Below are 11,695 nucleotides of genomic sequence, written 5' to 3' on the forward strand. Positions count from 1 at the left end.
GTGCGACTGGAACTCGACCGGTGGGCGGACGGCCGCGCGTCCTCCCTCAACCGGACCGACCCGACCGCGGACGAGATCGAGGCGGCGGTGCGCGCGCTGGACCAGCGGCGGCACACCGAGCTCGTCCTGACCGGCCACGACGGTCAGTACCTGGCGGTCGAGGGTGGCGCTGGGCACTACCTCGTGCACCTCGGCTCCGACGAGCACGACGACATCATCGCCCTGCGTACGCCGGCCGCGGAGCGCGGTGAGGTGGAGGTCGTCGCCGCCGGGCGGGTCCGCCGGGTCGACCGCCGCTCGGTCGTCGACCTGGACACCGCGCTGCGCGCTGTCCGCGCCTTCGCCATCGACGGTCGGCCGGACTCCACCCTGTACTGGGGATCAGGCTGACGCCAGCGCCTCCGCCGGGCGGCGTTCGTCGAGGCGGACCAGCGCGACGCCTGCGACGATCAACGCACCGCCGGCGATCTGCACCGTGGTCGGCAACTCGTCCAGCACGAGCCACGAGACCAGCACCGCGAACAGCACCTCGGTGAGGCCGACGAACGACGAGAGCCGGGCGCCGAGCGCGCGTGCGGCGGCGATGCCGGTCACGTAGGCGACCACGGCCGCGACCAGCGACAGGCCGGCCACCGGCACGAGCCAGCTCATCCGCTGGTCGCCGAGGGTGACCTGGCCGAAGGTGGCGTGCATCGGCAGCAGCCCGGTCGCGCCGAGCACCAGGAGAACCACCGCGCCGATGGCCATGCCGGCGGTGGCCAGGGCCAACGCGGGCACTTCCCCCTCTGAGGACTCGCGGGCGCCGAGCACGAAGTACGACGCCAGCCCGACGCCGGCGAACAGGCCCCAGGCCACGCCGACCAGGGACAGCCGGGCGCCGCCGCTCAGGTCGAGCACCAGGACCAGCCCGACGACGGCGGTGACCGCGCCGGCCGTGGTCAGGGCCCTCGGCCGCTGGCCGTGCGCCGCCCACATCCAGAACACGACGAGCACCACGCCCAGGTATTCGAGCAGAAGCGCGACGCCGACCGGCAGGTAGCGGATCGCGTTGAAGAAGCCGACCTGGGCCGCACCCACGCCGAGCACGCCGAACAGCGTGATGCTCGTCAGGTCGCGGCGCACCGCACCCCAACGGCCGCGCAGCGCGATCACGGTCGGCACCGCGAGCACCAGCGCCGCGATCCCGACCCGGGCGGCCACCGCGGCCGGCGCCGTCCAGCCGGCATCCAGCAGCGCGTGCGCGAACGGGCCGGACGTGCTGAACGTCAGGGCCGAGAGCAGCGCGAGCAGCAGGCCGAACGAGCGGGTCGGTGCCATGGAGCTCCCCTGTCATGACCAAAGCCGGTTTACACTCATGACGTTAGGTGTACGACTGTTAGGGGTCAAGATGGTTTTCGCCCATGACACCGAGGCTGCCCTCGTGGAGACCGCCGCGCTGGTCAACACCCCGCTGGACGACATCGCGGCGCTCGACGCGTTCCTTCGCGAGCACGAGGACACCGGGGTCCGCGCCGGCACCCAGGACGAGCTCGAGTCGGTGCGCGCGCTGCGCCCGAGGTTCCGCCGGTTCTGGGAGCTCGGCGAGGACGAGCTCGTCGAGACGGTCAACGCGCTGCTGGTGGAGAGCCGCCCGTTGCCGCAACTGGTCAGCCACGACAACTGGGGCTATCACCTGCACGCGGTGCCCCGGGACGCGCCGCTCGCCGTCCGGATGACCGTGGAGGCCGCGATGGCCCTGGTCGACGTGGTCCGCACCGGTGCGCTGGACCGGCTGCGCGGGTGCGCGTACCCGGACTGCGACAACGTCCTGGTCGACCTGTCCAAGAACCGCTCGAAGCGCTTCTGCGACGCCGGTTGCGGCAACAAGTCCGCGGTCAACGCCTACCGGGCACGCAGGGCGGCTGCCGTCCAGCCTTGATCAGATCCGCCCGGCCGTACTACCGTTCCATCGAAGATGGCTACTCGGCGGGAGCCGTCGTCCGATCAGGCCCACCCCTGGAGAGACGATGTCGCGTAAGACCGGTAAGCCGTCCTATGTGCGCCAGGCCGAGCAGGCCCAGAAGCGCCGTGTGCCGTTGGCCGCCACCATCGCCGGCATCGTGGTCGCCGCGCTGGCCGCCGGGCTGGTCGGCTTCCTGATCGGACGGCCCGACGCGACCACCCGCGCGATCGACGACCTCAAGGCGCAGGAGGCCCAGCGCGACCGCGACCAGATCAAGTCGCTGACCGACGTGGCGCGGTCCTCCCAGGAGAAACTGACCACGCTGCTCGATCAGTACGACGTCGCCGTCGCCAGCGGTAAGCCGGCCGACGCGACGGCGATCGCCGACTGGCAGCGGACGGTCAAGGAACTGGTGGCCGCGCACGCCGACAGCCCGTCCGGCACCACCGCGACCAACGTCGCCCGCGGCGGCTTCCGCAGCGCGGTCGGCGACTTCCAGGTGGCGCTGGACCTCTACGCGGCGGCCGTGACCGGCCCCGCCGACCGGCAGCCCACCCTGGTGGAGATCGCGGGCCGCGCGCGCACGGCCGCCGCGACCGCCTGGTCGGTGGCCGCCGCCCAGCTCGACCAGATCAATGTGGACGCCGGCTTCGGCCACCAGCACGTCTACCTCCAGACGAAGCAGGGCAGCGGCGCCTTCACCGCCGACGGCGAAGAGGAAGGCCACACCGGCGGCTAGGAAGGGACCCTTGCAATCGGAAAGCGATTGCAAGGGTCCCTTCCTTACCTCTTGACGCTGATGGATTCGCATCCCTAAGGTCTTCACCACAGCGGTTTATGAAACGTTTCACGGCCGGGAGGTGCGATGCTGGCGCTGCAGCGGGTGAGCAAGTCCTTCGGCGCTGTCGCGGCGCTGCGCGACGTCGACCTCGAGCTGGTCGCCGGCGAGGCGCACGCGCTGGTGGGCGAGAACGGCGCGGGCAAGTCCACGCTGGTCCGGATCCTCGCGGGAGTGCATCCGCCGGACACCGGCACGGTGCTGCTCGACGGCGCACCGGTCACCTTCGGCGGTCCGGCCGATGCCCGGGCGGCCGGCATCGCGGTGATCTACCAGGAGCCGACGCTGTTCCCCGACCTGTCGGTCGCGGAGAACATCTTCATGGGCCGGCAGCCGCGCCGCAGCCTGCGCCGGATCGACACCGCCGCGATGCGCGCCCGGTCCCGCGAGCTGTTCGACCGGCTCGGCGTGCGGCTCGACCCCGACCGCCCCGCGCGTGGCCTGTCCATCGCCGACCAGCAGCTCGTCGAGATCGCCAAGGCACTGTCCACCAACGCCCGCGTGCTGGTGATGGACGAGCCGACGGCCGCACTGTCCGGTGTGGAGGTCGAGCGGCTGTTCGCGGTCGCCCGGTCCCTGCGCGACGAGGGCGCGGCGGTGCTGTTCATCTCGCACCGCTTCGACGAGGTGTTCGACCTGTGCGAGCGGATCACGGTGATGCGCGACGGCCGCCGGGTCGACACCGCTCCCGCGTCGCAGCTCACGGTCGACGCGCTGGTCCGCAAGATGGTCGGCCGCGACGTCGCCACCCTGTTCCCCAAGGTCGACACCACGCCCGGTGACGTCCGGCTCGACGTGCGCGGCCTGACCCGGCACGGCTTCTTCTCCGATGTCAGCTTCACGGTCCGCGGCGGCGAGATCGTCGCGCTGGCCGGCCTGGTCGGCGCCGGGCGCAGCGAGGTCGTGCGGGCCGTTTTCGGCGTCGACAAGCCGGACGCCGGCGAGGTCCGGGTCGACGACAAGCCGCTGCCGGCCGGCGACACGCCCGCCGCGATCGCCGCCGGGCTCGCGCTCGTGCCGGAGGACCGGCGCCAGCAGGGCCTGGTGATGGAGCTGTCGGTCGAGCGCAACGCCACGCTCCCGCGCCGCTGGGCCCTGTCCCGGGCCGGGCTGCTGTTCGGCGGTGCGGAGCGCCGGTCCGCCGCGACCTGGACGCAGCGGCTTCAGGTCAAGGCCGGCCGCCCGACCGACCCGGTGGCCACGCTGTCCGGTGGCAACCAGCAGAAGGTCGTACTCGCCAAATGGCTTTCGACCGAGCCCCGGGTGTTGATCGTCGACGAGCCCACCCGGGGGATCGACGTGGGTACGAAGGCCGAGGTGCACCGCCTGCTCTCGGAGTTGGCGGCCGACGGGGTGGCGGTGTTGATGGTCTCCAGCGAACTGCCGGAGGTGCTCGGAATGGCCGACCGGGTCCTGGTCATGCGGGAGGGCCGGCTCGTCGCCGACATCCCGCGGGCCGGTGCCGACGAGGAGTCGGTGATGGTCGCCGCGACCGGGGCGCAGTCGTGACGGCCCCGACCACCGCCGTGCACCGCGTCTTCGTGGTGCGCGAGCTCGGCATCGCCCTGGCGCTGGTGCTGCTGGTCGGCGTGACGTTCGCGGTCAACACCCGGTTCCTGTCGGCGCAGAACGTCAAGGACCTGCTGCTCGGCTCCACGATCCTGGCCATCCTCGCGGTCGGCCAGGCGATCGTGATCATCACGCGCAACGTGGACCTGTCGGTCGGCTCGATCCTGGGCCTGGCCGCGTTCGCCACCGGCAACCTGTTCGTCAGCAACCCGGGTATGCCGATCCCGGTGGCCCTGCTGGCCGGCATCGGCCTGGGCGCGTTGTGCGGCGCGGTCAACGGCGGCCTGATCGCCGCCGCGCGGGTGCCGGCGCTGGTGGTCACCCTCGGCACGCTGTACGTGTTCCGCGGCGTCGACTACACCTGGGCGACCGGCAAGCAGATCAACGCGGCCGACATGCCACACAACTTCCTCGCTCTCGGCACCCGCAGCATCCTCGGCGTACCCGTGCTGGCTCTCTTCGCGGTCGTCGTGCTGATCGGCGCCGGGATCTTCCTGCGCTCGTACCGCAGCGGGCGTGAGCTCTACGCCATCGGCTCCGACCCCGACGCCGCCCGCCTCTACGGCATCCCGGTCGGCCGGCGCGTCTTTTGGGCCTTCGTCGCCAGCGGCGCCCTCGCGGGCTTGGCGGGCGTCCTGCACGCGGCCCGGTTCGGCACGATCGACGCCAACGCCGGCCTGGGCAGTGAGCTCAACGTCGTCGCGGCGGTGGTCGTCGGCGGCGTCGCGATCTTCGGCGGCAGTGGCTCGGTCTACGGCGCCGCCCTCGGTGCGGTCCTGCTCACCACGATCGGCAGCGCGCTGCCGGTGCTCGGCATCAACCCGTTCTGGCAACGGGCCGCGGTCGGCGTGCTGATCCTCGCCGCCATCGGCCTGGACCGCTCGCTGGCCGTCCGGCTGGCCCGGCGACTTCGAGGAGGCAGCGACCGTGGCCGTTGACACGCCGGTCCGCGAGCCGGTCACCCCGCCGTCCCGTACCCGCGCTCGCGGTGTGCTCGGCTCCTGGGACCTGCTCGTCCTCGTCGCCCTCATCGCGGTGATCGTCGTCGGCAGCCTGACCATCGACGGGGTCGGCAACCCGCGCTTCTACCGCTTCGTGATCCTCGAGGCGATCCCGATCGCGCTGATCGCCCTGCCGATGACCCTGATCGTGATCACCGGCGAGATCGACCTGAGCGTGGCGTCGACGGTCGGCCTGACGTGCAGCGTGATGGGCTGGCTGTGGCAGGCCGGCGTGACCTCGCTGCCGTTGCTGATCGCGATCTCGCTGGCGCTCGGCGCCGTGCTGGGCGCGGTCAACGGCATCTTCGTCACGGTCTTCGGGCTGCCCTCGCTCGCCGTCACGATCGGCACCCTCGCCCTATATCGCGGGCTCGCCTACGTGGTGCTCGGCGACAAGGCGGTGGCCGACTACCCGATCTCCTGGACGACGAACATGATCGCCCCGATCCCCGGCACGGTGGTGCCCTGGTTCGTGCTCGTCGTCGCCGTCCTGGCGCTGCTGTTCGGCGTGCTGCTCCACGCGACCCCGATCGGCCGCGGGCTCTACGCGATCGGCAACAACGCGGAGGCATCGGCGTACTCCGGGATCGCGGTTCTGAAGACGAAGTTCTGGTTGTTCGTGGCGACCGGCATGGTCGCCGCTTTGGCGGGCGTCTTCTGGACGTTCCGGTTCGCGTCCGCCCGGGCCGACAACGCCAACGGCCTCGAGCTGTCGGTGGTGGCGGCGGTACTGCTGGGCGGCGTGTCCATCTTCGGCGGTCGCGGCGGCCTGCTCGGTGTGGTCGCCGCGGTCGCGCTCCTCGGCACATTACGCAACGCGTTGCAACTGGCCGACGTCCCGGCCAACGCGTTGACGATCGTCACCGGAACGCTGCTCATCGCTTCTGTCGTCGGGCCCAACGTGGTGCGCATGGCCCGTGGGCGGCTACGCCGACGACCACCCCCTGGAGAAAGGACCCAACCATGAGGATCACAGGTGTACGCGTCGTCGCGGCGACCGTCCTCGCGGCTTTGACGCTCGCGATGGGCGCCTGCGCCGAGGACGGCTCCGGCAGTGACACGGGCACGGGCTCGGGTGACGCCGGGAACTCCACCGGCACCATCAAGGAGGGCCTGAAGGTCGCCTTCCTGCCCAAGCAGGTGAACAACCCGTACTTCGAGACGTCCGACAACAAGGGCGGCAAGTCCGCGGTCGAGGAGTTCAAGGGCAACTACTCCCAGACCGGTCCGTCCGAGGCGAGCCCGTCGGCGCAGGTCTCGTACATCAACACGCTCTCGCAGCAGCAGACCGACGTGATCGTGGTGTCGGCCAACGACAAGGACGCCATCTGCGGCGCCCTGACCGAGGCCAAGACCGCCGGCGCGAAGATCGTCACGTACGACTCGGACACCAAGCCCGAGTGCCGCGACGTGTTCGTCAACCAGGCGACCGCGGACGGCATCGCCAAGTCCCAGATCAAGCTGATCTCGGACGCGGTGGGCCCGGAGGGTGGCGAGATCGCGATCCTGTCGGCGACGGCGAACGCGACGAACCAGAACGCCTGGATCGAGATGATGAAGACGGAGCTCGCCAAGCCGGAGTACGCGAAGCTGAAGCTGGTCGACACCGTCTACGGCGACGACCAGGACGAGAAGTCGTTCCAGGAGGCGCAGGGTCTCCTCGCCAAGCATCCGAACCTCAAGGGCATCATCTCGCCGACCACGGTCGGTGTGGCCGCGGCGGCCCGGTACCTGTCGGGCTCGTCGTACAAGGGCAAGGTGCAGTTGACCGGCCTGGGCACCCCGAACCAGATGCGCGCGTTCGTGAAGGACGGCACCTGCAAGGCGTTCGCGCTGTGGAACCCGGCGGATCTGGGCTACCTGGCCGCGTACGCGGGTGCGGCGCTGGCCTCCGGAATCATCACGGGCAAGGAAGGCGACTCGTTCAAGGCCGGCAAGCTCGGTGACTACAAGGTCGGCGCGGGCGGCGAGATCGTGCTGGGTGACCCCTTCACCTTCGAAGCGTCCAACATCGACCAGTTCGACTTCTAGTCTCTTAAGCGAAGGGTGGGTGGCGTGCGCCGGATCTGTTTCACGCTCCAGGTGCGTCCTGAGCTCCTGGACGAGTACCGGCGCCGCCACGCCTCGGTCTGGCCGTCGATGCTGGCCGCCCTACGGTCAGCGGGCTGGCACGACTATTCCCTGTTCCTGCGCGACGACGGCCTGCTGGTGGGTTACTTCCTGACGTCAGACCTGGACGCGTCCCTGGCCGCGATGGAGTCGACGGAAGTAAACGCCCGCTGGCAGGCCGAAATGGCCCCGTTCTTCGTCGACCTGCCGGGCGGCCGACCCGACCGGGGCTTCGTCGTCCTGGACGAGGTCTTCCACCTCTGACCGTCTCAGTCGTGGTCGTAGACGGTGGTGCCGACGTCGCGCGCGCACAAGGCAGCGACGATGAGCGGCTCGACCTGTTCCCAACGGCCGCCGGCCAGTCCGCAGCCGATGCGAGGCAGATGAACGGTGGCACCGAGCCGCACCGCATCCTCGGCCACGGTGTTGAGACAGCGCTCCACGGCGTCGTATCGGATCGGCGGCCCGTTGCTGCCGGTGCGCATGCCGTGCTGGGCAACCATGTTGGCCACCCAGAGGTCCGGTCGGACCTGGACGAGCTGGGTAGCACCGAGTCCGAAGTCGTTGCCTGACCGTTCGCGGTGCCACGTGCGGTAGGCGCGTTCGGGTTCGGGCCAGCGGCGGGAGATCGCCAGCACGAACCCTTTGCCCCAGCCACCGAGGTCGTTGCACACGTGCGCGACAACCTTCGGACCCTTGGCCTGAGGACTGGTCGCGTCACCCTTGACGATCCGCAGCGGCACCACCCGGCGATGATCTCATCAGCCAAAGCTGCCGGTCGACTGCTTTCGGAGATCGGGCCGGTGGGGCAACCTCGGCGCCCACCGCGTCCGTCCCTAGAGCATGAGGTGGAAATGAGCCGCATGACGGCCTCGGACGAGGCGGCGTTCCGCGACTACGTGAGCGCGCGGATGCCGGGCTGGCGGCGCACCGCCTACCTGATGTGCCGCGACTGGCACCTGGCCGACGACCTGGTGGGAACGGTGTTGGGCAAGCTCTACCGTCGCTGGCGTCGCCGTTCGGAGATCAATGACGTCGATGCCTACGTGAACGGGATGCTGGCGCGTGCGGTGATCGACGAGACCCGCCGGCCGTGGCGCCGCGAGCACCTGGTCGACGAGTTCCCCGCCGACGGCACGGTCGTCGCCGCCGACACGGGCAGCGTCGACCGGCTGACCCTGGATTCCTACCTCGCCCGGCTCGGGCCGCGCCGGCGGGCCGTGCTCGTCCTGCGCTTCTATTGCGACCTGTCCGTCGAGGAGACCGCGGACGTGCTCGGCATCTCGCTCGGCACCGTCAAGAGCCAGACCGCGCGCGGGCTCGAGACCTTGCGCGCACTGTCGTTGACTCCCAACCAGATTAGGCAGGTGCCATGAGCTACCGGGCTCTCTTCGACGCCACCATTCCGGCCGAGCCGCCGCCACGGGACACCGTGGACGCCCTGATCGGCCGGGCCCGGCGCAGACTCGCACTCCAGCGCCTCGGGGCGACCGCCGGCGGGGTCGCGGTCGTGGTCGCGGCCACCGCGGGCGGCTTCGCGGTCGCGTCCGGGCCGGCGCCCTCGTGGGCGCCGGTTACGGTCGCTCCCATGACACCGGCGCCGACCACCTCAGCGGCGCCCGCCCCCCGGCCATCGACGTTGCGGGGGGTCGACTCCAAGGAGAGCACCGCGCACGCCGTCGCTCGCCTGAGATCCGCTTTTCCGCGGGCGATCCGCGACGCCGTGCCAGGTGTGCACCTCGGTGGTATGCCCACCGTCGTCCGCCGGAACGTGCCCGCCACCCCGACCGGGACCGGCGGGACCTATCCGGCGAGGTTCTTCTACGACATGCCGGCGCCGCTGACCGTTGAGGTGGCGGGCAGGCAGGGCAAGATCGGCTTCTCCCTGCATCGTCTGATCGAGGACTCCTTCTGCGAGCCGCCCAACGAGGACCCCGGAGGCCCGCCCAGGGCGACCGCGACGCACGAGAGCTCCTGCGTGGAAACGAAAGGACCCGGCGGTCAACGGGTGGTGATGGCCACGCTCGTCGGTCCGGAGCCGGGCCGCGTCGTCATCGACATGCGGGTCGACCAGCCGGACGGATCCATGGTCAACGTCTCCCTGGACAGCCCAACGGGCGCGGTGTTGACCGTCGAGCAGCTGCTGGCCATCGCCCTCAATCCCCGGGTCTCGTTCTATCCCTGAGCCGCCCGAGCGCCAACCGAGTGAACAGGCACTTTCCACGTCCGTCGAAAGGCCATGCGTCGCACCAGGGCGGCCTGGCACGCTGCGGCAGGTATCTGTTGGAGCGGAGCGCAGGGGAGGCTCCGTGCATCCACGTCAACGGGGGCGGCGCTATGGCAACGACGAACAGATGGCGGATCGGCGCGTTACTCGCGATTCTTTTGGTGGGCGTCGCGGTGCTGGTGCCGTCGGCCGCGGTCGCCGACGGGATCGGGGCGCGGGGAAGCTGCATTCCCAACGGCCAGTATCCCTGGACGACCGGCTACGAGAACGGCGACCAGATGATTCCCTACGGGGACGAGGATCCCACGAACAGCATCGGGAACTGGTACGTCGCGACCTCGAACTGTCGCGACATCAACATGCGGGTGACGAGTTGGGGTGCGGGTGTGACGATCGGCGCCAAGGTCTGCACCCTCTACGGTGGCGGGAGCTGTCAACCCAACTGGACGTACTTCGGCGTCGGCAGCACGGGCTGGAAGGTTCTCGCTTACGGAGTGCCGGACACTGAGATGTTCTACATCCAGATGTACGGCACCGGCTACACCTCCACCGGTTTCGTGGCGTTCTGAGTGCCGCCGTCGGCTAGGTCTTTCCGGCGGGTCACCACGTAGCCGAAGGCCGCGGCGGTGAAGAACATGACGATGCCGTACACGGCGGCCGGGATGGCGATCCGGGTGTTGTCGAGCAGCGCCGGGCTGACCGCGATGGCGATGGCGAGCGTGCTGTTGTGGATGCCGATCTCCATCCCGGCGGCGATGGACTCGGGCTTGCCCATTCCGGCCAGCCGCGGTGCGCCGTACCCGATGGCCAGGCTGATCAGGTTGAAGATCAGGACGATGGCGCCGACGGCGATGAAGTAGTCCGCGACGTTGGCGCGCTCGTTGAGGATGGCGCCGGTGATGACCGCGACCAGCAGGACGGCCGAGAGGATTTTGACCGGCTTCGCGAGGCGGTCGGCGAAGCCGGCGAAGCGCGACCGGATCACCATGCCGAGCGCGACCGGAACGAGAACGATGGCGAAGACCTGAAGCACCTTGTCGAACTGGAGTCCGACCGTTTGGCTGTCTGGCTGGAAGTAGCCGGTCGACAGGTTCACGACCAGCGGCAGGGTCACGACCGCCAGGACCGAGTTGACGGCGGTCAGCGTCACGTTGACGGCGACGTGGCCGCCGAAGAGGTGACTGTAGAGGTTCGCCGTCGTGCCGCCGGGTGACGCGGCGAGCAGCATCATGCCGACGGCCAACTCCGGCTCCAGGCCGAAGGCGAGGACGAGCCCGAAGCAGATCGCGGGCAGGACGATGACCTGGCAAGCGAGGGCGATGAGCATGAGCAAGGGGTACGTCGCGATGCGCCGGAAATCCGCGATCGACAGCCCGAGCCCGAGGCCGAGCATGACGATCGCCAACGCGATCGGAAGTCCGACGGTGGTCAGCCAGGAATCCATGCACGGATTTTGATCGGCATGTGAGCCAAGCGACATCCACTGGATCGGTGATCTTAAGTCTTGCTCGGCTCGCAGCTTCGGGGCGGGAGGGTTGGCTGTCCGGCGGCTGCCAGCTCTGCGATCGACACGCTGAACTCGGTTTGCGTGGCCAACTGCTTGAATTCATTCCCGACAAGCACGTCGACAACGTCGTCGGTACGCGTCGCCTCGTATCCCATCTCAGCGGTATTGAGGAAGTAAGCGCCGATCACGTGAGCGTCGCCGACCGCCGCTGGGCCGTAGCGGAGCAGCGCGACCCCGTCGACGGCAATCTTCGCGTTGCCCTCGGCCAGCACTCGAACGGTGCGGTGGGTGAAGTCGGTCGCGACCGCGTCAGCCAGCCCCGGCCGATCGGTGGCATTCCATACCTTCACCTTCAGTTCGTCGTTCTGCTTGAAGGTCAGGTCGACAGTCGGCCACCCGGCTGGGCACTGAGCGCCGACGGCGCGGCCGCGTTGCGAATCGTTCAGCAATGCGTACGTGGTGACCGTCAAGGTCAGGATGAGCAGGATGCTCGCGATCACGA

General features: G+C 69.8%; 15 protein-coding genes. 11 read left to right on the plus strand and 4 right to left on the minus strand.

Translation table 11 applies throughout. The annotated features are described in order from the left end of the window. Positions 1–390 (plus strand): Imm1 family immunity protein, encoded by a 390-nt coding sequence (locus BLV39_RS25200; protein ID WP_176985071.1) that lies wholly within the window; start codon positions 1–3, stop codon positions 388–390. Here BLV39_RS25200 and BLV39_RS25205 read toward each other — a convergent pair. Then, positions 382–1,317, minus strand: a complete 936-nt coding sequence (locus BLV39_RS25205) for an EamA family transporter (RefSeq protein WP_090798281.1) — start codon at positions 1,315–1,317, stop codon at positions 382–384. The genes BLV39_RS25200 and BLV39_RS25205 overlap by 9 nt on opposite strands. Before the next feature lie 70 nt (positions 1,318–1,387). Between BLV39_RS25205 and BLV39_RS25210 the strand changes: the two genes are divergently transcribed. The 7 genes from BLV39_RS25210 (at position 1,388) to BLV39_RS25240 (ending at position 7,723) form a co-directional block, all read left to right on the plus strand. Then, on the plus strand, positions 1,388–1,918 hold the full coding sequence (locus BLV39_RS25210; RefSeq protein ID WP_090798283.1) for a CGNR zinc finger domain-containing protein: 531 nt from the start codon (positions 1,388–1,390) through the stop codon (positions 1,916–1,918). A gap of 88 nt (positions 1,919–2,006) precedes the next feature. Then, positions 2,007–2,681, plus strand: a complete 675-nt coding sequence (locus BLV39_RS25215; protein ID WP_090798285.1) for a hypothetical protein — start codon at positions 2,007–2,009, stop codon at positions 2,679–2,681. Between the two features lie 126 nt (positions 2,682–2,807). Beyond that, the gene (locus BLV39_RS25220; RefSeq protein ID WP_090798287.1) at positions 2,808–4,289 is read left to right on the plus strand and encodes a sugar ABC transporter ATP-binding protein; all 1,482 of its coding nucleotides are present in this window, start codon (positions 2,808–2,810) and stop codon (positions 4,287–4,289) included. Then, positions 4,286–5,287, plus strand: coding sequence for an ABC transporter permease (locus BLV39_RS25225; RefSeq protein WP_090798290.1), 1,002 nt, complete (start codon positions 4,286–4,288; stop codon positions 5,285–5,287). The genes BLV39_RS25220 and BLV39_RS25225 overlap by 4 nt, the downstream gene beginning before the upstream one ends. Beyond that, on the plus strand, positions 5,277–6,317 hold the full coding sequence (locus BLV39_RS25230; protein ID WP_090798292.1) for an ABC transporter permease: 1,041 nt from the start codon (positions 5,277–5,279) through the stop codon (positions 6,315–6,317). Before BLV39_RS25225 ends, BLV39_RS25230 begins: the two co-directional genes overlap by 11 nt. Continuing rightward, a complete protein-coding gene (gene rhaS / locus BLV39_RS25235; RefSeq protein WP_090798294.1) occupies positions 6,314–7,381 on the plus strand; it encodes a rhamnose ABC transporter substrate-binding protein in 1,068 nt (355 codons plus the stop codon). The genes BLV39_RS25230 and rhaS overlap by 4 nt, the downstream gene beginning before the upstream one ends. 24 nt (positions 7,382–7,405) lie before the next feature. Next, positions 7,406–7,723, plus strand: a complete 318-nt coding sequence (locus BLV39_RS25240) for an L-rhamnose mutarotase (protein ID WP_090800555.1) — start codon at positions 7,406–7,408, stop codon at positions 7,721–7,723. 5 nt (positions 7,724–7,728) lie between these two features. On the opposite strand, the gene BLV39_RS25245 is transcribed toward BLV39_RS25240, so the two are convergent. Beyond that, a complete protein-coding gene (locus tag BLV39_RS25245) occupies positions 7,729–8,205 on the minus strand; it encodes a macro domain-containing protein (protein WP_090798296.1) in 477 nt (158 codons plus the stop codon). A 108-nt stretch (positions 8,206–8,313) separates the two neighbouring features. Between BLV39_RS25245 and BLV39_RS25250 the strand changes: the two genes are divergently transcribed. From BLV39_RS25250 to BLV39_RS25260, 3 genes are all read left to right on the plus strand, one after another. Then, positions 8,314–8,835: a SigE family RNA polymerase sigma factor gene (locus BLV39_RS25250; protein ID WP_308442651.1), complete on the plus strand. Its 522-nt coding sequence runs from the start codon at positions 8,314–8,316 to the stop codon at positions 8,833–8,835. Beyond that, positions 8,832–9,644 (plus strand): hypothetical protein, encoded by an 813-nt coding sequence (locus BLV39_RS25255; protein WP_090798300.1) that lies wholly within the window; start codon positions 8,832–8,834, stop codon positions 9,642–9,644. Before BLV39_RS25250 ends, BLV39_RS25255 begins: the two co-directional genes overlap by 4 nt. Before the next feature lie 152 nt (positions 9,645–9,796). After that, a complete protein-coding gene (locus tag BLV39_RS25260; protein WP_143049879.1) occupies positions 9,797–10,255 on the plus strand; it encodes a hypothetical protein in 459 nt (152 codons plus the stop codon). Here the strand turns inward: BLV39_RS25260 and BLV39_RS25265 are convergent. After that, positions 10,225–11,130 (minus strand): bile acid:sodium symporter family protein, encoded by a 906-nt coding sequence (locus tag BLV39_RS25265; protein WP_090798304.1) that lies wholly within the window; start codon positions 11,128–11,130, stop codon positions 10,225–10,227. The two genes, BLV39_RS25260 and BLV39_RS25265, sit on opposite strands and share 31 nt — an antisense overlap. Before the next feature lie 53 nt (positions 11,131–11,183). Then, a complete protein-coding gene (locus BLV39_RS25270) occupies positions 11,184–11,693 on the minus strand; it encodes a LytR C-terminal domain-containing protein (protein ID WP_176985072.1) in 510 nt (169 codons plus the stop codon). Positions 11,694–11,695 lie beyond the last annotated feature (2 nt).

Origin of the sequence: Asanoa ishikariensis (assembly GCF_900107455.1) — a bacterium.
Lineage (GTDB): Bacteria > Actinomycetota > Actinomycetes > Mycobacteriales > Micromonosporaceae > Asanoa > Asanoa ishikariensis.

What these genes read in the sequence shown, in the direction of transcription:
- rhaS (WP_090798294.1), top strand. Translation starts at nt 6,314, where the DNA reads ATGAGGATCACAGGTGTACGCGTCGTCGCGGCGACCGTCCTCGCGGCT.
- BLV39_RS25255 (WP_090798300.1), top strand. Translation starts at nt 8,832, where the DNA reads ATGAGCTACCGGGCTCTCTTCGACGCCACCATTCCGGCCGAGCCGCCG.
- BLV39_RS25220 (WP_090798287.1), top strand. Translation starts at nt 2,808, where the DNA reads ATGCTGGCGCTGCAGCGGGTGAGCAAGTCCTTCGGCGCTGTCGCGGCG.
- BLV39_RS25210 (WP_090798283.1), top strand. Translation starts at nt 1,388, where the DNA reads ATGGTTTTCGCCCATGACACCGAGGCTGCCCTCGTGGAGACCGCCGCG.
- BLV39_RS25250 (WP_308442651.1), top strand. Translation starts at nt 8,314, where the DNA reads ATGAGCCGCATGACGGCCTCGGACGAGGCGGCGTTCCGCGACTACGTG.
- BLV39_RS25260 (WP_143049879.1), top strand. Translation starts at nt 9,797, where the DNA reads ATGGCAACGACGAACAGATGGCGGATCGGCGCGTTACTCGCGATTCTT.
- BLV39_RS25265 (WP_090798304.1), bottom strand. Translation starts at nt 11,130, where the DNA reads ATGGATTCCTGGCTGACCACCGTCGGACTTCCGATCGCGTTGGCGATC.
- BLV39_RS25205 (WP_090798281.1), bottom strand. Translation starts at nt 1,317, where the DNA reads ATGGCACCGACCCGCTCGTTCGGCCTGCTGCTCGCGCTGCTCTCGGCC.
- BLV39_RS25215 (WP_090798285.1), top strand. Translation starts at nt 2,007, where the DNA reads ATGTCGCGTAAGACCGGTAAGCCGTCCTATGTGCGCCAGGCCGAGCAG.